This is a genomic window from Candidatus Nomurabacteria bacterium (genome assembly GCA_016699085.1).
Lineage (GTDB): Bacteria > Patescibacteriota > Minisyncoccia > Phycocordibacterales > UBA9973 > CAZLWF01.
In genome coordinates, this window is record CP064958.1 from 172,879 (window position 1) to 191,539 (window position 18,661).

At 39.0% G+C, this 18,661-nt stretch carries 19 protein-coding genes; 6 read left to right on the forward strand and 13 right to left on the reverse strand.

Features of this window, described 5'->3' with window-relative positions; all coding sequences use genetic code 11:
* Window positions 1-415 precede the first annotated feature (415 nt).
* Window positions 416-1,315 carry a hypothetical protein gene (locus tag IPF86_00865; protein QQR50458.1) on the reverse strand — a complete coding sequence of 300 codons (900 nt, stop codon included), beginning with the start codon at window positions 1,313-1,315 and terminating at the stop codon, window positions 416-418.
* Window positions 1,316-1,465: 150 nt separating this feature from the next.
* Here IPF86_00865 and IPF86_00870 point away from each other — a divergent pair, with 150 nt between their 5' ends.
* From IPF86_00870 to IPF86_00890, 5 genes are all read left to right on the forward strand, one after another.
* Window positions 1,466-3,622 (forward strand): DNA translocase FtsK 4TM domain-containing protein, encoded by a 2,157-nt coding sequence (locus IPF86_00870; protein QQR50459.1) that lies wholly within the window; start codon window positions 1,466-1,468, stop codon window positions 3,620-3,622.
* A gap of 8 nt (window positions 3,623-3,630) precedes the next feature.
* Window positions 3,631-3,990: a hypothetical protein gene (locus IPF86_00875; GenBank protein QQR50460.1), complete on the forward strand. Its 360-nt coding sequence runs from the start codon at window positions 3,631-3,633 to the stop codon at window positions 3,988-3,990.
* A 12-nt stretch (window positions 3,991-4,002) separates the two neighbouring features.
* A complete protein-coding gene (gene recA / locus IPF86_00880; protein ID QQR50461.1) occupies window positions 4,003-5,058 on the forward strand; it encodes a recombinase RecA in 1,056 nt (351 codons plus the stop codon).
* Between the two features lie 18 nt (window positions 5,059-5,076).
* The gene (locus tag IPF86_00885; GenBank protein ID QQR50462.1) at window positions 5,077-5,775 is read left to right on the forward strand and encodes a hypothetical protein; all 699 of its coding nucleotides are present in this window, start codon (window positions 5,077-5,079) and stop codon (window positions 5,773-5,775) included.
* Window positions 5,776-5,993: 218 nt separating this feature from the next.
* Entirely contained in the window at window positions 5,994-6,572 is a 579-nt protein-coding gene (locus IPF86_00890) for a hypothetical protein (protein ID QQR50463.1), read from the forward strand.
* Between the two features lie 50 nt (window positions 6,573-6,622).
* Here IPF86_00890 and IPF86_00895 read toward each other — a convergent pair whose 3' ends face one another.
* The 7 genes from IPF86_00895 to IPF86_00925 form a co-directional block, all read right to left on the reverse strand.
* On the reverse strand, window positions 6,623-8,380 hold the full coding sequence (locus IPF86_00895; GenBank protein ID QQR50464.1) for an ABC transporter ATP-binding protein: 1,758 nt from the start codon (window positions 8,378-8,380) through the stop codon (window positions 6,623-6,625).
* Window positions 8,381-8,815: 435 nt separating this feature from the next.
* Window positions 8,816-9,016, reverse strand: a complete 201-nt coding sequence (locus IPF86_00900; protein QQR50465.1) for a 30S ribosomal protein S18 — start codon at window positions 9,014-9,016, stop codon at window positions 8,816-8,818.
* Between the two features lie 30 nt (window positions 9,017-9,046).
* Window positions 9,047-9,493: a single-stranded DNA-binding protein gene (locus IPF86_00905; GenBank protein QQR50466.1), complete on the reverse strand. Its 447-nt coding sequence runs from the start codon at window positions 9,491-9,493 to the stop codon at window positions 9,047-9,049.
* Window positions 9,494-9,661: 168 nt separating this feature from the next.
* A complete protein-coding gene (locus tag IPF86_00910) occupies window positions 9,662-10,147 on the reverse strand; it encodes a 30S ribosomal protein S6 (protein QQR50467.1) in 486 nt (161 codons plus the stop codon).
* A 111-nt stretch (window positions 10,148-10,258) separates the two neighbouring features.
* Window positions 10,259-11,068, reverse strand: coding sequence for a TatD family hydrolase (locus IPF86_00915; protein ID QQR50468.1), 810 nt, complete (start codon window positions 11,066-11,068; stop codon window positions 10,259-10,261).
* 59 nt (window positions 11,069-11,127) lie between these two features.
* Window positions 11,128-12,069 (reverse strand): hypothetical protein, encoded by a 942-nt coding sequence (locus tag IPF86_00920; protein ID QQR50469.1) that lies wholly within the window; start codon window positions 12,067-12,069, stop codon window positions 11,128-11,130.
* Between the two features lie 81 nt (window positions 12,070-12,150).
* Window positions 12,151-12,474: a hypothetical protein gene (locus IPF86_00925; protein QQR50470.1), complete on the reverse strand. Its 324-nt coding sequence runs from the start codon at window positions 12,472-12,474 to the stop codon at window positions 12,151-12,153.
* A 108-nt stretch (window positions 12,475-12,582) separates the two neighbouring features.
* Between IPF86_00925 and IPF86_00930 the strand changes: the two genes are divergently transcribed.
* Complete coding sequence (locus tag IPF86_00930) at window positions 12,583-13,053, forward strand: hypothetical protein (GenBank protein ID QQR50471.1); 471 nt, start codon at window positions 12,583-12,585, stop codon at window positions 13,051-13,053.
* 47 nt (window positions 13,054-13,100) lie between these two features.
* On the opposite strand, the gene IPF86_00935 is transcribed toward IPF86_00930, so the two are convergent.
* From IPF86_00935 to IPF86_00955, 5 genes are all read right to left on the reverse strand, one after another.
* Complete coding sequence (locus tag IPF86_00935) at window positions 13,101-14,537, reverse strand: methionine--tRNA ligase (protein QQR50472.1); 1,437 nt, start codon at window positions 14,535-14,537, stop codon at window positions 13,101-13,103.
* A 125-nt stretch (window positions 14,538-14,662) separates the two neighbouring features.
* A complete protein-coding gene (locus tag IPF86_00940) occupies window positions 14,663-15,727 on the reverse strand; it encodes an AI-2E family transporter (protein QQR50473.1) in 1,065 nt (354 codons plus the stop codon).
* Between the two features lie 36 nt (window positions 15,728-15,763).
* Window positions 15,764-17,032: an insulinase family protein gene (locus IPF86_00945; protein ID QQR50474.1), complete on the reverse strand. Its 1,269-nt coding sequence runs from the start codon at window positions 17,030-17,032 to the stop codon at window positions 15,764-15,766.
* Between the two features lie 11 nt (window positions 17,033-17,043).
* A complete protein-coding gene (locus IPF86_00950) occupies window positions 17,044-17,358 on the reverse strand; it encodes a hypothetical protein (GenBank protein QQR50475.1) in 315 nt (104 codons plus the stop codon).
* Window positions 17,359-18,660: a glycine--tRNA ligase gene (locus tag IPF86_00955; GenBank protein QQR50476.1), complete on the reverse strand. Its 1,302-nt coding sequence runs from the start codon at window positions 18,658-18,660 to the stop codon at window positions 17,359-17,361. It abuts the gene before it with no gap.
* Between the last annotated feature and the right edge of the window lies 1 nt (window position 18,661).

Here is an 18,661-nt window from a genome sequence, read left to right on the forward strand (position 1 = left end):
ACTTAATTAAGGTGTCTGAATCGTGATCTCCCCATTGGATAAGTGGGAGTATCGTGCTGCCTTGTCGACAGGGCATACTAAATGAGCCGACAAGAAAATAAAAGGCCGAAATAGGAAAAACCTATCTCGCATATTTTATTTTCAAAGATCGTCCCATCTAGATTAAGCGCATATATCGTAGCCTATCCGCTCTAATAAATGCGCTTGTGCAGTATAGCATAATTAAAAAAATATGCTATGTGCATGCACGTATTATATGGCTTGCAATAACTATCGCAAATTATAATGTGGATAACCTCTCTACTAAGCATTTATGCTTAGTTTTATGAAAAAGAATATCCTCGTGCAGTAATTGCAATACAAAGCAATTACACAATATATGACGATATATAAACAATATTCTTACAATGTAACTTTACTTCAAAGAGTATTTTGACCAACGTTTTTCACCTATTTTCTTAAGGACACCTTCTTTAACAAGAGACATCAATTCACGTTGCAATGTCTTTTCGCTACAATTTTTTATAACTTGTGCAATGTCCTTTATCATAATTTCTGGCTTGTCTTTTAGAAGAGCAAAAATATTGTTACGCCTATCATTTTTCAAAGCTAATTCGATTTTTTTTGATTGGCCTTTTAATTGCTCTTTTTCAATAAGACCTTGTGATTTTTGCTGAGGGTTTATTTGATGTCCTTTATTAAAGGACAGATACTTTTTCAATAACTCTTCATGTCCTTTATCATTTTGTAGACTTACTGTAGGTGAAGAAGCATTAGATTTTTGGTCTTGCAAGCTATCGGAATGCATAGCATCCCATTGCAACATATCAGCCGGAACTGTAAATTTTTCAAGCGACTGGGAACGAAACAGTGTTGTTGTGTATTTTCCTTCCCTATTTTCTCTAGTTAAAGCATCAAAAGAAGTTGATAATAACGTAAGCTCTTTCATTAAAATACTGCCATTCATTTCCCCAATACTACCAACGGTATGGCCTAATTCTATTAACCCAAGTAGGTGGCAAAGATCATTTTCAATTTCTTCAAGGACTATGCTTGTTTTTACGCCCGTTAACATGTCAATGCTTGATACTTTTTTTAATAGATTTAGACACTCTGTCCTTAATGAATGCTTTAAGTAATCAGTGTCATTTATGCACTCAGTAACCATATATAGTGCCGTAGATATTTTTAATGTCCTTTTAAACAAAGAATTACTCGTAGATTTATTGTGAAATAAACCAATTTTCATATTAGAATTTTCTTGGTGTCCATTAAAGACTTTACCATCAGTTGTACTCTCTTTTTTGTGTTCCATGTCTTTTATAAGATTAACTGTCCATTACTATGAAAAATCAAGATTTCGTATGTCCATTATATCAAAGACATTGGTCTTGTAAAGCTACAGTAATTAACCGTATATTAACAAGGGGTAAAAATCTATACCGTATGGTAAAATAATGCTTACATGGCAAAAAAAAATACTAAGAAAGAGACAAGCACAAAGAAAACCAAAGATGACACAAGAGGTACTACTTCTACTGCACTCAAGCAAGAAACAAGATATGGTGTCTATGCGATTATTGCTTTTGCGGGAGCTGTTTTCTTTTTACTATCACTTTTCCACATAGCTGGCGTAGCAGGAAATTTTATCTATACAATACTATTTTTACTTTTAGGAGTCGGGTACTACCTATTGCCTATTGTGTGTGCAATCTTAGGATTTTCTTTTTTGCAAACTAACAGACCTAATATTGCACTTACCCATACGATTGGTGTTACACTTTTTTTTATTTCACTGCTTGGAATGATCCACGTGTTAAGCAGTAACCCAGAAGCTGGTGGCTATATTGGTAACATAGTCTCCTGGCCTTTTCTAAAACTTTTTGATACGTATGTAAGCATCCTGTTTTTGAGTGCAGTTTTAATTATTTCACTATTTGTACTTTTTGATACTCGCCCAAATATTGCACACCTAAGAGACAAATTTCGATCATTTCGAAATACTGACGAAGATGAGGAAAATATTGTTAGCTACGGCACAGAGGCACCAGTCGCTATAGTTCCAGAAGTAATCAAACCAGAAGAAATCACTGGAAGTGCCCCAGAAGTCATACCCCAACGAGAAGAAGAATTAAATCTAGGAGAAAAACTAACGAAACCAAGGACTGACCTTACCTATGTACCACCACCGCTTTCATTACTTGAGAAAGATCAGGGCAAACCAAATGTTGGCGACATTAAAGCAAATGCAAATATTATTCAAAGAACACTGGCGAACTTTGGCATCATTGTTGAAATGGATGAAATTACGATAGGACCAACAGTTACTCGCTACGCGCTCAAACCAGCCCAAGGTGTTAAACTTTCACGAATTGCTGGATTACAAAACGATTTAGCGCTGGCACTAGCAGCTCATCCGATCCGTATGGAACTCCCTATTCCTGGTAAGTCACTCGTCGGTATTGAGATTCCAAATAAAACAAAAGCAACTATTAGTCTTGGCTCATTGCTCGGAGATACACAATTCACCAATGCACAAAAGCCTCTCTTTATTGCACTTGGACGAAATGTTGCTGGACGTGCTATGTATATCAATCTTGCCAAAGCACCACATGCACTTATCGCCGGCACAACAGGCTCAGGTAAATCTGTTACTATTCATGCACTCATCAACTCACTGCTCTATCGCAACAGCCCTGAAGATTTAAAATTTATCATGGTTGACCCAAAACGTGTTGAGCTCACTCTGTACAATAAAATTCCCCATCTCTTGACGCCAGTCATCACCGAAGCCAAGAAATGCATCCTTGCGCTTAAGTGGGCCGCAAAAGAAATGGATAGGCGCTATGACATATTACAAAGCCACTCTGTACGCGATATTGAGTCATACCATGCCAATATTTATAGTAAAAAAAGCGCCGGAGGTACTGAAGATCGTATGCCATATATTGTTGTCATAATCGATGAGCTGGCAGATATTATGCAGTCATACCCCCGAGAGCTCGAGGCTGCGATCGTCCGTCTCGCACAGATGTCACGCGCTGTCGGTATCCACTTAGTTCTCTCGACCCAGCGTCCTGAAGTCAATATTATTACGGGACTTATCAAGGCTAACGTACCGACACGTATCGCTCTTCGAGTGCCTACACAAATCGATTCGCGCACGATATTAGATAGCGGTGGCGCAGAAAAACTCTTAGGTGCTGGTGACATGCTCTTCTCCGGCGGTGAAGGACAGCCGGAACGTCTACAATCAGCATTTATTTCAGAAAACGAAGTGAAAAAAATCGTAAAGTATTTAAGCGACGCATACAAAGATGAAGTCACCGAAGATATTGCACTTTCTGGACCTATCGCTGAAAGCAATAGTATATTCTCAGCAACATTAGATGACGAAGCTAACGAAGAAGATGAACTCTATGAGGAAGCACGACAGATTGTTATTGAATCAGGCAAAGCATCAACATCGTATCTTCAACGGAAATTAGGCGTCGGCTATTCGCGAGCAGCCAAACTGATCGACATGCTTGAGGAGCACAGTGTTGTCGGAGCTGCAAATGGTGCTAAACCGCGAGAAGTATTAGAGAAAAATGTAACGGTGGAGAAACAAGAATACGTATGAGAATGAATATGAAGCAAAAAATTAGTTGGGGCGCTGGAGCGCTTTTTGGCATTATCATTCTCTCATATGCTGTATGGCAATTTCACGACATTATCTTTGGTATCCATCTTAAGATACATGGGGTTACAGATGGAGCAGTATATGACGGCAATAGACTTACCATAAGTGGAACTGCGACAAAAGCAAGAGAAGTTACGTTAAATGGTAGAGGACTCGGTATTAGTAAAGATGGCTCATTTGCAGATGAATTGCTGCTTACCTCTGGGTATTCTATAATTACTATTAAGGTAACTGACCGGTTCAAAAAAGAAGAAGTACGATCCTACCGTGTATTTTATAAACCTCAACCTGTCTCGTTTACTAGCTAATAAATAAATTATATGGCATTTAAAAAAACAGCTCCAAAAGCGTTAAAAGAAATAGGCGCAGAAATCGACGACACAATAAAATCAATCCAAACAAAATTTGGTGAAGGTGCCATTATGAAACTTGGTGATGCACCTAAGGTGGACATCAGCGTAATCCCAACAGGTTCGATCGGACTCGATATGGCACTCGGTATCGGCGGTGTCCCCCGTGGCCGAATCATAGAAATATTTGGACCTGAATCTTCCGGCAAGACAACCCTTGCTCTTCATATTGTTGCAGAAGCCCAAAAGAAAGGCGGTGTCTGCGCGTATATCGACGCAGAACATGCCATGGATCCAAGCTATGCTAAAAATCTTGGCGTTAATATTAATGATCTCCTTATCTCACAACCAGACACGGGTGAACAAGGATTAGAAATCACAGAATCTCTCGTGAGATCAGGAAAAATTGATGTCATTGTTATCGACTCAGTGGCAGCTCTCACGCCAAAAGATGAAATCGAAGGCGATATGGGTCAACAGCATGTGGGAAAACAAGCACGACTAATGTCACAAGCACTTCGAAAACTTACTGCTATTGTTGCCAGGTCAAAAACACTCGTTATTTTTATCAATCAAATCCGTATGCAAATCGGTGTGATGTTCGGCAATCCTGAAACAACTCCAGGCGGCAAAGCCCTCAAATTCTATACCTCAGTTCGTCTCGACATTCGCCGTATTGCACAAATCAAGAAAGGCGAAGAGGTCGTCGGTGGCCGTACACGAGTCAAAGTCGTTAAGAACAAAGTCGCTGCCCCATTTAAACAAACTGAGTTCGATATCATTTACGGAGAAGGTATTTCTCGCGAAGGCGAAATTATGGCTCTCGGAGAGAAGCTCGGCATCATAACCAAGTCTTCTGGTGGCTCATATGAATATAAACCAAAGGAAGGCGAAAATGTTAAACTCGGCCGCGGCTACGATGCAACAAGAACATTTCTCAAGGAAAACAGTAAACTTACGAATGAAATCTTGAAGCAAGTGAAGGCTCGCTTTGGTGAAATTCAAATCTCAAGTGCAGGCGAATAATTTCTACAGTGACTTGTAATGAATGAAAATGCACAACCAAAAAAAGAAGTTCGCTCCTCTTATGCTCGTAATCGTGCAGATACTGCACATATTCCTTATGAGAAAATAATAAGACCAAGCGAGCAATTCCCAAGTACTCACGAATATGACGATTCTTCACGCAAAGGACGAATTACAAAAAGTATTGATAGTGAGAGCGAAGAAGAGGAGGAAATAAAGAAGCCTATTCCCCGCAATACATACACAGAATTAGAAAATATTGCTGATTCTAATGACTGGGAAGCATTTGGAGAAACAGATACGGAGCCAGATACTGCAGACAAAGATGAGGAGCAAATTGAAGACAAAAAATTTTTGGATGCCCAAGAAATACATAAACAAAAGCTGAATGATGCTTTCTATACACTCATACAAAAATATGATGAATACGATGGCTGGCAATGGGATGAGGAAGATACAGAAAAAGCATTAGAGGATACAGGACTCAAAGACAAGGTTACTGATGGAGAATCAAAAGCAGAAATGATTACAACGCAATTAATCAGTGGGGATTTCCAAGGTATGCGAAAAACCATACTAACAGAAATTAAAAAATTTGCACAAGATAAAACAAAACCTTTAAAATTTGTACGCAGAGAAATAAGAAAAGAAAAAAACAAGCGATCATTTAAGAGAAAGCCTAAAAGTAAAGAGGTTGAACGAAGAAAGATTGTCTAAGATTCATACAGATTTCTCAATCAATATATAGCTTGCAAAATAAGGCTTCCTGGGCTAAAATCTCCCTGTTACTAAAAACTAACCACTATCTATGGCATTACTTGAATACAACGACCCCGGTACGCAACTTGTTCATCGAATGCATTCACAAGTTCATACGGGGCGAGATATGGTTATATAGACAGTATCTTTATTTATTCACTAATCAAAGGCAACCTATGGCACTTTTGGAATACAACGAAATACGCGAGCGCAAGATCATCATCTACAATAATGAGCCGTGTGAAGTCCTGGAATCCCATGTCGCACGCACTCAACAGCGCAAACCCCAAAACCAAGTCAAACTTAAAAGCTTAGTAAATGGCCGAACCTTTACTGAAACATTCAGAAGTGCTGATACTGCCGATGAAGCCGAACTTGAAAAGCGTGACGTTAAATTTCTCTACATGAACCGCGGTGAGTTTTGGTTCGCAGATCCATCGGATCCAAAGAATCGCTTCATGCTCGATGAGAAATTGATCGCCGAATCAGCAAAGTTTCTCAAGCCAAATGAAAATGTTACTGCACTCGTTTGGGACAATGATGGTGACGAGGTGATCATCCGTGTTGCGCTTCCTATCAAGATGACTTTTACCGTCAAAGACGCTCCCCCGTCAATCAAAGGCAATACTGCCCAAGGTGGCACCAAACTCGTCACACTTGAAAACGGCACCATGATCGACGTTCCCCTTTTTGTTAGTGCCGGGGATAAAATTATCGTCAATACTGACAGCGGTGAATACGTTGAACGCGGGTAAGTAAATTAAACATAAGAAAACCGTTTCGATATATCGAAACGGTTTTTGATTTACATTTGATTATGAAGAGAAAACTGCTTGTCCCAAAGAGATCGATATATGCCACCCTTTTCAAGTAACTGATCATGTGTACCACGTTCAAAAACAGATCCATCTTTAAGCACAATAATCTCATCAAGTTTTGCAATAGTCGTCAAACGATGAGCTATTACAATCATGGTTTTACCTTTCATATCACGCAAGATTGCCTGAATTGAGCTTTCTGTCTCAGCATCAAGTGCTGATGTTGGCTCATCAAGAATCACAATTGGCGCGTTTTTGAGAAATGCTGCAGCAATTGCAAGACATTGTCGTTGCCCACCAGAAAGTATAATACCTCGTTCTCCAACTTTGGTTTCATACCCATGTTCTAAAGAATCCATAATGAAATCATGGCATGAAGCTTTTTTTGCTGCTTCGATCACATCCTCTTTAGTTGCATGCGAATCACCTAGACGAATAATATCCATGACTGACCAGAATGGAAATTGTGGATCTTGCGGTACGAAACTTATCGCTTTGCGTAGTGTTTTTCTTGAAAAAGACTGAATATTCACCCCTCCGATAAAAATGCCTCCTGTTTTTTGTTCAAGATTAAATTGTTTTAATAATAATCTTGTAAGTGTCGTTTTACCAGCACCCCGAACTCCAACAATGCCATAACGTTTACCTGCTTCAAAATCCATCGAAAAATTTTGTAAAACAATTTTGTCTTTCTTTGGATACGAAAAGGTTACATCTGAAAATGCTATGTCGGTTGTGACTATCTGCTCATTACCACTTTCTATATCTTCTTCATCTTCCTCATCGAGAATCATTGCCATTTCGTGCGCATCAGCAATAAAGTGCCTAATACGCGTGACACTTTTGCCAAAGTTCCACATATACATTGCAACGTTTCCAATATACGACTGAATCATCACAACAGTACCAATACTTATTTCCTTTGCTAGTGATTTTTGTATCACCATATACATTACGACTGATTCTAAAATAAGAATTAGTGATGCCTGGATAGAAGACTGCGTGTTATCACGTAACCATGCTCGTAACCGATGACCATATTCATCACTTGTCGTCTGAGTGAACGAATTATATTCGCGTTCCTCACGTGCATACGTATGAATCGTGTGAATACTGCCAAGAATGTCACTCATGTGGCCAGTAGTAAACGAATCTGCATTTGATGAACGTAAATCATACGGTGTACGGAGGTGGCCTAAATACCATGCACTGATTCCATAGATAACTACCCAAATGCTCAATATTACGCCAATTATTGGCAATGTCATAAAGATTACAATGAATACACCAACAAGCATTATCCCCACACGGTATATAGTAAAAACAAACTCGTCATAGACATTCTCTGATGTGCCTGCAAATCGTTTAACTTTTGCTACTAATGAACCCGAGAATGAATTGAAGAAGAAATTTGTATTCCGCCATATCAAATGCTGCAATGCGTAATCCTTGAGGTACTTAATAATTTTTGTCTGAGATTTGACGACAGTGTAATCACCTATCCGACCAGAAACCCATCCAACGAGACTCAGAACTACTATTAAACCAAATAACCAGACCGATGCTTTTGCATCATTTGTTGTTAACATATCGAAGATACTTTTCCATATTGCTGGTTTATATACCGTGTCAATAAAAGTACCAACGCCATAACATACAAATGTAATAATGATCAACTTTCGTTGTGCATGAAATGCATGCTTCCAATGGCGCCAAACAGGAGCAAAGAGTTTTTTCTTTTCCATTATTTTTATTTTTTTAATGAACTGATTATTTAGATTAAGAACAACACACCTCGCGCAAGGCGAGATGTTTCAAATGTTCAAGCTAGAGGCTTAAACCCTTATAACATCCTGCCTTGCGGGCAGTAGAAGTGAAGTAAAGACAGATACGTTGGATCGAGATCCGCATGGAATAGACGCCCACATATATGTGCGCTTCGTGTTCGTATTCATTTGTGTATCTGTTTTATTCATAACAAAATCATAGTATCACGTTTTATGTAATAGTCAATAACACCTGTGGAAAACAAAAAACTCCTTTGCTAGGAGTTTTTTGTTGATTGTTATACGAGAACCAAAGCAGAAGTAATTTTTCATTGTCTGGCCTGCATAGCAAGGAGAACCGAGGACCATGAAAATTATTTCTGCTCTGGTATTTACTATTTGGATAAAAAAGTTTTATTTTGCTATATACGGTAGCAAACCCATAAATCGTGCTCGTTTGATTGCCATAGCAAGTGAACGCTGGTTCTTGGCTGTCATACCAGTTTTCTTGGCAGAGAGCATGCGAGCATTTGGATTCAAGAATTTCTTGAGGACTTCTATATCTTTATAATCAATATGCTTGATATTGTTTGCTGAAAAATAATCTTGTTTCATGTTTTAATATATCTGGTTAATTTCCTAATGTTAGAATGGTATATCTTCGGCATTGATGTCGTCAGCTGGATATTCAATCGTATCGACGTCACTTTCGTCTTTAGCTGGTTTGTCATTTCGCGGCGTATCACTTGCACCTCCGGGCGCACCTGAAGCTCTCGGACCAAACTGAAAGTTTTCAACGACGATTTCTGTGCGATACTTTTTCTCGCCGTCTTTTTCCCAACTCCTTGTTTGCAATCGCCCATCAATATAGAGACTGCTTCCCTTTTTACAATACTGAGCTATGAGCTCCGCTGGCTTGGCAAATGCGACTGCATTGTGAAATTCTGTTGCTTCTTGCTTGGCACCATTTTGATCCTTCCACGAACGATTTGTTGCCAAACTAAAACTAGTGACTTTGACACCTGATGGGAGTGACTTGAGTTCAGGATCTCGGGTGAGATTCCCGATTATCATTACTTTATTGAGATACATGGCTGTTGTATAAGGAGCGGAGCGACTATATACATCGCCACCCCGTACCAAATTTTTGATTACTTATAAATTTTCGACATAAAGAAAAGTATTACATTCTTTCCACTAGATTCATCATAGAACAAAATTTGGTTCTGGGGTAGTGGTTACTAAACAGTAAGAATAAGACTACTCTTTTACCATTGCTTCAATCTGTGCATCAACTTCTTCTTTGTTTAGCTCTACCTTTGGTTCATCCTCACTGCCACTTCGCTTTTTACCTATATCGCGATTTACAGGACGCTTTGAGACGAGAGTGTTCTCACGGACGGTCTTGATCAAGAGGTAACGAATAATCTCTTCATTTCGCATAAGGATTGCATTTAATTCTGCAATCTTTTCTGGCTCGAGTTCAAACTTAATCCAGCCAAAGTACGCACTGGTAAACTTTTCTTTCTTGTTGGTAATGACTCGCTCCATACGATACGCGAGCTCTATGTATCGTGCGAAATCTTCAGAGATAAAGACACCACCACGATCATTCACGAGATCTTTGAGACCTGTTATTTTACCTGCGATTTGCTCTTCAGGTATAGTTGGCACGAAAAGGTATGAGAGTTCATAGACCTTTTTACCTTCACCTGCCTGTACGACTTTTTGTTCTGTTTCTTCCATAAATAAAACGCGCATATGCGCGGTCCAATAGTAATAAAGCCTTCTTGTCATGGACCGAAGCGATATAGCGTCAGAGCCATATCGAACAAGAAGTAGCTACATATTACCAAATTATGCCTCTATGTCAAACTGTTTCTTAATGTTTGAAATTAGTGCAGTGCGAACCAGTTCTACATCCATTTCTTTTAATTCTGCTATTTTCTTGTATACCTCCTCTACCATCCAAGGCTCGCATTCTTTGCCGCGGTATGGCACCGGCGCAGCAAACGGCGCATCAGTTTCGCACATGATTGATTCGAGCGGTAGAAACTTGATTAACTCGTCATAATCTCGAGAAAACGTGATCGGCCCATCGAAAGACATAGTAAATCCAAGATCAATGATTTTCTTTGCAATCTCAATATTGCCGACAAAGAAATGAAAATTAGCCTTGATACCTCTAAAATCTTTCAATATTTCTAAGACATCTACATAGGCATCTTGGCTACCTTTTGATGGTCTCGCATGTATCATGAGTGGTTTACTTGTCTCAATCGCAAGTTCGATATGCTGTTTAAATAGCGCTTTCTGTTTTTCTTTTATACTATTCACTATTTCCTGCTCACTATTTACTAGTCTAAAGTAATCAAGTCCACATTCACCGATCGCAACCACAGATGATTGCTTAGCAAGTTCTCTATATGCACCTATATCAAAAACCTCTTTGTCGTTATCTGTTGGATGAAGACCTACTGTTGCACCCAGGACTACATCTGGATAAGCAAGCGTAAGTTCGATAGTACGCTTTGATGTTTCTTTATCAACACCGATAACAATAGTCCCGACACCTTTTTCACGCATACGAGCAATAACCTCTTCCCTTTTTTCCCATAGTGGCGAGAGATTAAGGTGGGAGTGAATATCGATGTATTTAATTTCCATGTACCTACTATACTAATTTTTTGTAAAAGAAAAACCCCAATATGTGGGGTTTATATTTATCATACGACTTTTGCTCTTTGAGACTTTATAGAGAAGAGCGACTTGATTCCATATAGCGCAAGACCGAAGGCGCTTGCATATATTGGAATCACAATAAGAACCTTTAGGTCTTCAGTAAAACCCGCAATACATATTACAAAACATGCGATTTGAATAAACAGCATCATAATTATTCTTGGTTTTCCTTTATGAATTATGGCTATCTTTCCTAAAATAAAGCGATAACGTATGAGCATATTACCAATACTTACAAGTACCGATATACTCACTAGTGTCATTCCAAGAAGACTTTTGGGAACACTTTCTGTAACATAACTTTGTACAGTAAAAAATGTACTTCGGCCTATGATGTAGAATATTAACACCCCAATAATCAATATAGTTGAGAAAGTTACAATAGAATTGTATATACCTTTAATTCTTTCCGGCTCATAACGTGCAAACACAAAAATGATAAGCAAGATAATTATACAGACCAATTGACCAGAAACTCCAAACGCAGGGAAAAATGTTTTTGAATAAGGTACATCTTTTGCAATAACCAGTGTTTTAGAATTTTGATCATACGTAACCGTATTGGCATGTTTTGTTCTTTCATACATGAGCCAAGGTGCTTTTTTGTTTTCCTGTGTACGATACAAATATTCGTACGCATACGGTATACCAGGCTGCTTGTATGCAGCAAGATAGAAGGAATTTTCAATCGATGCATCTGGATTTGGAATGACATCTGCTTCATTAACGAATGAGCGATGAACAAAGCATTTCTTCTCCAATGAATCACAAGTTAGGCTATCCAATTTTACTTGGGTTATAAAAGCCAATTTTTTGCCAAAATTTTCAACCTCAATACTGCTTGTATTAGAAGTTCGTAGTGTTTCCTGGCTAAATCCAGTTAAAGTAGCAACAGCCAAAATGACAAGGAGCAAGAAATTTTTCATCTGAGTTAAGTTTTATTTGATTTTACAATATCATATATTTATATAAAGTCAATTAAAAAAGAAAAAGCTCAATATGAGCTTTTATAATTTCTTTTGATGCATATACCCATACTGCAGTCGTCTTACATTGTGTCTGCTGAGATGCATATTCGTTTGTACGCTGCAATTTTTAGGATGTACCCTTCTGTGCCTTGCTTGATACAAGATAACTTTTTCAGGAGTAAAAAACTCTTGTATCTTTATTTGCATAATCGGCAATTCCCTTTTAGCAACTTCCTGGTGATTAATATCTTTGCATTCAAGCACAATAATTTGTGCTGTTTCCAGTTGAGCATATACAAGTTCATATGACGTGTGACCTATTACACCAAAATCAACATGGGCAATAATTCCTACTTCTTTCATTAAAAGATTTTTTTATATTATACATATTTTTTTTAAAAAAGCAATATCAGTATAAAAGAAAGCTTGGATTGGTGCAATTTATGTAGTACATTGTTATAAAAATAACCCATGAAATTTGAATACAAAGGTTCTTTATACACACTTATTATTACTGAATGCAAAGAGCAACTCAATCAAAAGTGCAGTAAAGAAATCATCATCCGAAAAAAGGATTCCGGGTTTAGATTTGATACATTTATGCTTCATCAAGTCATGAATACAGTAGTTTCCCTACTCTATCCACACACATTTCAAGAACCTGGAACCGAAACAGTAGTTAGTTTGTCTTTACTTAACAAACCTGTCATTGAAAAGAATCCAGTGACCAACAAAGAAATTCATCGTGAACTTGTTGGCATAAATGATGTAATCTACGGTTACATCAAAGACTCTCATTGCATCTGTTCAGGTGATACCAACAATTTTCAGAGCTTTGATATACGTATTGAATTTTTTGTCAGAGGCGGCAAAATTGCAGCAGGCAGAATGCAAGTCTACCGATCAAATGATAAATTTGTTCCCTACTTCAATAAAAAGTAAAGCGCTCTATAAAATAGAGCGCTTTAAATTTTACTAATTTAAAATAGTTACTCTTTCCTCAAGAAAAGCGGCTCTGGCATGGCAAATGCTTTGATTGTTTCCTTAATTTTTTTACTTGTCTCAGGCATCATTGGATGTAGCATTTCCGCTATAGCATACAGTCGAAGTACTAAATCTTTTATAATTTCAATTGCAGCATCTTTATCAGTTTTTACTAATTTAAATGGCTCTTTGCTTTGAATGATCTGGTCAAGCTCACTGACATGCCGGAATGTTATATCCATTGCTTCTTTAATATCAAATCGCTCCATAGCATGTATCCAATTTTCTGGCATAAATTCCTTAGGAATTGCAGGTGTTTTCTCGAGGTGTGTCGTTGCCATTTTCATAATACGACTCGTGAGATTGCCTATACCATTTGCAAGTTTAGCATTGTAGGCATCGCGAAATCGCTCAATCGTAAACGGACTATCCTCAAACGAACTTACTTCTGACAACAAGAAAAATCTAAGCGCTTCCGTACCATACTCTTCTGCAATAGTTTTCGGATCAACAACATTACCGAGAGACTTGGACATTTTTACTCCACCTTCTGCCGTGATAAAACCATTCACTACTATCTGGTCGGAATTCGGTAGCTCTGCGGCCATAAGCATGGCTTGCCACATGACAGATTGGAATCGTGTATTATCTTTACCGCAGTATTGGGTTGGTGTGCCATCTACCCAATATTTGGTAAATGTTTCAGTGTCATTGGGCCAACCAACCGTCGCAATATAATTGACCAGTGCATCAAACCAAACATACATGACTTGTTCTGGATCGCCCGGTACTGGTATCCCCCACTCCATCTTTGATTTGAGGCGTGAAATAGAGAAATCGCGAAGCCCTCCTTTTATAAATGCTTTCATTTCATTGAAACGAAATTCCGGAATAACAAAATTTGGCTTTTTTTCATAGAACGCTAGGAGTTTGTCACCAAATGCTGAAAACTTAAAGAAATAATTCTCTTCATTAATAAGCTCAAGCTCGAGATGCGGATGTATTGGACACTTACCTTCTACTAATTCAGAATCTGTCTTTTCTTCTTCACAGCCGACACAGTATTTTGTCTCGTAGCTTTTTTTATATATATAGCCATTATCCTTGACTCGCTTCCAAAATTCCTCGGCAGCTATAACATGTTTTGGTTCAGTTGTACGGATAAAATGCACCGATTCAGTAAGGCCAAGTACTTTGACCGATGCATAAAATTTCTCAACATTGTCATCGACGAATGCTTGGACTGCTTTGCCTTCCGCCTCTGCTTTTTTAAATATTTTTGACCCATGCTCATCAGTACCCGAATTGAAAAAGACATCATGCCCCATGAGCATTTTGTACCGAGCAATTGCATCTGCGCGGATAAATTCAAGCGCATGGCCCATATGGAGCTCCGCATTTACATACGGTAGCGTTGTCGTGATATAAAATGGCTTACTCATGATAAATATAGGAAATTCTTAAGTAGGAATAGTAAATAGTATCACATCTCGCCCCGTAGCGAGCCGAGCGCGCACCTAGTGCGAGGCTCTGGTTCGGGGTAGTGATATAGAAAGGCTTTAACATATTAAATTCCTGCTTTACGTTTCTCTATATCATTGAAGTATTCAAGCAAACATACAGCCACAGGTACAGCTAAAATAATTCCCCAAAATCCTGCAAGTTTGGCACCGATCAAAAGCGAGATAATAACAACAAGCGGCGAGACGCCAGTCACCTTTTTTACAATGAGCGGTGAGAGCAAGTAGCCTTCGAATTGTTGGACAATCACATAGAAAAGCATCACCACAAAAGCAACTGATACTCCTCCGTCCAAATACGCAAAGACTATACCAGGTACCGCTGCGAGCACTACTCCAAATGGGATAAGCTCAAATATTGCAGCAACGATGCCTAGGAGAAATGCATACTTGACCCCAATAAGTGCAAGTCCGAGGTACACCAACACACCTACGATCAAACCGAGCAATAGCTGCCCTTGGACCCACAGGCCAATTTTGCGCTCAGTGCGCTGCCAGAGATCTATGACATATGCTTCGTGTTTGTCTGGAATAATAATCCGTAGAAAATTTTCTACCCCACGCTCTTGGATCGATAAGTAAAATGAGACGACGACAAGTATGATCAGATTTAAAAGACCACCAAAAAGCGCAGAGGCAGTATTCACAAATCCTCCCGCAAGGCCACCAACAAATAACTGCGCTCGAGTGATCAAATCATCAAGAGATAGATTTTGTGATATACCGGTCACAACCGCTTTGGCATCACTAACAGTTGTTGTGTCCAGATTGTTTAAGATACTCCCGCTCGGTATGTGTTTGGAAATAAGCACAATAAAATTCGATACTTCTGCAGAAAATATCGGCAAAAATGCATAGAACAAGCCTATAAAAACTAGGAAGGTCACTAGGTAGAGCAAGATCACCGCAAACATTCTTTGAATGCCGTATTTTTTAAGCTTGCGAACCCCCGATTCTACAAATGAGGCGACAACAATCGAGGTCAGAAGCACCAAGACGATATCTTTGATATAGAAAAGCATCAAAACAAACAGGACAAAGACCACTGTCTGTAAAATAGTTTTTTGGCTGATATGTATGGTCATTTCTGATTTTCCATTTCCTTCTTGCATAGTCGTATCATACCGCTAAAGTTAGTATCCAACAACTTAGAAGCGAAGTTCTTGCTTATACGGAGAAGAGTCCGTATACGGACCAACAATAGCCAGATTAAGATGCGAAGAACTAAAGATATTTGTGGCTACTTTTTGTATGTCGCGTACCGTAACTTTTGCGAACTTTTTAGCAACCATATCAGCGCTTAAAAGCGGACGATGCATAACTTCTTGCCCGCCATACCACTGCGCAATCGCATCTGATGTTTCGAGCCCAAGCTTGATCGTGCCGATCAGATAGTCTTTCACTTTTTTAAGTTCTACATGAGCTACTGGTTCGGATTGTAATTTTCTACACTCTGCCAATACTACTTGCATAACTTCTACAACACGATTTTTATCAATGCCTGCAGCTATTTCAAAAAATCCATGGTCGCTATGAGTTTCATTATTTGCTCGCACGTAATAAGCGACTCCCATATCTTCTCTAAGCTTCTGGAAAAGCCGAGAGCTCATACTACCTCCCAAGAGTGTCGAGAGAATGACGAGTGTTGGTATATCTTTATGAGCAATCGGATATGTCCGAACCCCGAGAACAACATGTGCTTGGTCAGTTTTTTTGTATTTAATTGCTAGCGATGGCTTTGTTTGACTGTCAGATACTTTCTTCTTGCCTGTTTTCTTACCTCCAGGTATCGTCTTAAATTGTGATTTGATTTGATTAAGCGCTTCCACATGTGAAATATTCCCTGCCACGACGATCGTTGTAGCAGATGCAACATAGTGAGCATCTTTGTAATTAATAAAATCTTCCCTCTTGAAACTTTTAACATTTTCTTTGGTACCAGCCACACTCCAACCTGCCGGCTGATCACCATAAAGGAGGCTCGTAAATACTTGCTGCACATCACGCGCTGGCATGTCTTCGTACATATTGATTTCTTCGACGATAACACCTTTCTCTTTCTCAATTTCTTTTTCTGGGAACGTCGAATTTTGGTAAATATCTGAAACGACATCGAGCAATTTTGGGAAATACCGCGCTTCGCCTTTGGCATAGTACCCCGTGTACTCTTCTGTTGTAAATGCATTATAGTCAGCACCAAGTCCATCGAGCTCATGTGCAATATGGAGTGCTGTCGGGCGCTTCACAGTCCCCTTGAAACACATATGCTCCAAGAAATGTGAGATACCGTTTAATTTCTTAGTTTCGTATTTCGACCCTGCCTCAACAAGGACCAATACCGTGACGGTTGGATTGTCTTTCATGGGTACAGTTATAATCCGCATACCGTTTTTTAAAACTGTTCGTTTGTGTTTCATGGTGAAAATTACTATTGCCTAAATGATTGTATACACTGACTCAGTTCCAATGTCTGTGTCCAACCACAAACACCAGTAATCTGTCGTTCGCAACGAGAATTTGTACTGTTATAACATTGATATTCAGGTAATGCTTCACATGTTGAAAATCCACCACCCATCTCTGGATCATAACAAGTAATGCCATTACATCCCCCGAGGACACAACCACCATGATTATCAGCAGGAAATGGAAGATTGTTTTTTAGTGGTGTTGTTTGAAAAAGTATTGCTGTTGTAATAAGAACTATAGCAATAATCAAAGTGACAAGAATTTCTTTACTCATTTATGTAGTGAGTTTTTCTTTTAAAAATATAGGAAGTTCTTGCTGCTTTATTCTCTCCTGTTTGCCTGTATCTCGGTCACGAACTGTTACTGTGTCGTCAATAAGCGTATCAAAGTCAATGACAATGCACCACGGAGTACCGATTTCGTCTTGCCGTCGGTAGCGCTTACCAATATTGCCATTATCATCCCACATGACACGTCCAAATTCAGCCTTGAGGTTACCGTAGACAATCCTCGCTTTCTCGACAAGTTCAGGTTTATTTTTTAAAAGTGGCGAAACTGCACAGATAACTGGGGCAATACTTGGCTTGAATTTAAGAAATGCACGAACTTCTTCATTTTGATCATCCTCTGCGTAGGCACTTTGAAGTAATGCAAGTATTGTTCGATCCACACCAAACGATGGCTCAATAACATGCGGAGTTATTTTCTCACCTGCTTCTTCGTCAATATATTCTAGTTTGTGATTTTTGAGATCGAAATCTGTTCGATACGCTAATCCATATAATTCTTTTTTGCCGAATGGATAGTCAAATTCAAAATCAATCGTTCGTGATGAATAGTGTGCCCTATCCCCATCTGCAACTTCGAGTTCGTGGACTTTGCTCATATCGAGACCGACAGACTCCATCCATTCAAGCATTTCGTCTTTCAAATATTCAAAATATTTTTCCCAATCAGAAGGCCGCACGAAGTATTCGATTTCCATCTGCTCAAATTCGCGCACACGGAAAATGAAGTCACGTGGTGTAATTTCGTTTCTAAATGCCTTGCCAATCTGTGCAATACCAAATGGAAGCTTTGGATGAAAAGAATCGACGATATTTTTAAAGTTGACGAATATACCTTGCGCTGTTTCTGGACGAAGATAGACTTTTGCAGAAGAATCTTCGACTGCACCTATCTGAGTTGCAAACATCATGTTGAATTGCCTTGCTTCACCAACGGGCGAATTGCATACATCACAACTTCCAGTTTTTTGTAGTTGATCTGATCGAAATCGACGCTTACACTTCGTGCATTCGACCAGTGGGTCCGTAAACGTATCGACGTGCCCGCTCGCCTGCCAGACTTCCGGACGCATAAGTATTGCTGCATCGACGCCATACATATCTTCACGGTTATCGACAAATTTTTTCCACCAACTATTTTTTATATTATTTTTGAGTGCTACTCCAAGTGGCCCATAATCATACGTTCCAGCAAGCCCACCATATATTTCTGACCCAGGATATATAAACCCACGACGCTTGGCGAGTGATACGATTTTCTCCATTAGATTTTCTTTTTCTTCTTTCATA

What these genes read in the sequence shown, in the direction of transcription:
- IPF86_00865 (QQR50458.1), bottom strand. Translation starts at nt 1,315, where the DNA reads ATGGAACACAAAAAAGAGAGTACAACTGATGGTAAAGTCTTTAATGGA.
- IPF86_00870 (QQR50459.1), top strand. Translation starts at nt 1,466, where the DNA reads ATGGCAAAAAAAAATACTAAGAAAGAGACAAGCACAAAGAAAACCAAA.
- IPF86_00875 (QQR50460.1), top strand. Translation starts at nt 3,631, where the DNA reads ATGAAGCAAAAAATTAGTTGGGGCGCTGGAGCGCTTTTTGGCATTATC.
- recA (QQR50461.1), top strand. Translation starts at nt 4,003, where the DNA reads ATGGCATTTAAAAAAACAGCTCCAAAAGCGTTAAAAGAAATAGGCGCA.
- IPF86_00885 (QQR50462.1), top strand. Translation starts at nt 5,077, where the DNA reads ATGAATGAAAATGCACAACCAAAAAAAGAAGTTCGCTCCTCTTATGCT.
- IPF86_00890 (QQR50463.1), top strand. Translation starts at nt 5,994, where the DNA reads ATGGCACTTTTGGAATACAACGAAATACGCGAGCGCAAGATCATCATC.
- IPF86_00895 (QQR50464.1), bottom strand. Translation starts at nt 8,380, where the DNA reads ATGGAAAAGAAAAAACTCTTTGCTCCTGTTTGGCGCCATTGGAAGCAT.
- IPF86_00900 (QQR50465.1), bottom strand. Translation starts at nt 9,016, where the DNA reads ATGAAACAAGATTATTTTTCAGCAAACAATATCAAGCATATTGATTAT.
- IPF86_00905 (QQR50466.1), bottom strand. Translation starts at nt 9,493, where the DNA reads ATGTATCTCAATAAAGTAATGATAATCGGGAATCTCACCCGAGATCCT.
- IPF86_00910 (QQR50467.1), bottom strand. Translation starts at nt 10,147, where the DNA reads ATGGAAGAAACAGAACAAAAAGTCGTACAGGCAGGTGAAGGTAAAAAG.
- IPF86_00915 (QQR50468.1), bottom strand. Translation starts at nt 11,068, where the DNA reads ATGGAAATTAAATACATCGATATTCACTCCCACCTTAATCTCTCGCCA.
- IPF86_00920 (QQR50469.1), bottom strand. Translation starts at nt 12,069, where the DNA reads ATGAAAAATTTCTTGCTCCTTGTCATTTTGGCTGTTGCTACTTTAACT.
- IPF86_00925 (QQR50470.1), bottom strand. Translation starts at nt 12,474, where the DNA reads ATGAAAGAAGTAGGAATTATTGCCCATGTTGATTTTGGTGTAATAGGT.
- IPF86_00930 (QQR50471.1), top strand. Translation starts at nt 12,583, where the DNA reads ATGAAATTTGAATACAAAGGTTCTTTATACACACTTATTATTACTGAA.
- IPF86_00935 (QQR50472.1), bottom strand. Translation starts at nt 14,537, where the DNA reads ATGAGTAAGCCATTTTATATCACGACAACGCTACCGTATGTAAATGCG.
- IPF86_00940 (QQR50473.1), bottom strand. Translation starts at nt 15,727, where the DNA reads ATGCAAGAAGGAAATGGAAAATCAGAAATGACCATACATATCAGCCAA.
- IPF86_00945 (QQR50474.1), bottom strand. Translation starts at nt 17,032, where the DNA reads ATGAAACACAAACGAACAGTTTTAAAAAACGGTATGCGGATTATAACT.
- IPF86_00950 (QQR50475.1), bottom strand. Translation starts at nt 17,358, where the DNA reads ATGAGTAAAGAAATTCTTGTCACTTTGATTATTGCTATAGTTCTTATT.
- IPF86_00955 (QQR50476.1), bottom strand. Translation starts at nt 18,660, where the DNA reads ATGAAAGAAGAAAAAGAAAATCTAATGGAGAAAATCGTATCACTCGCC.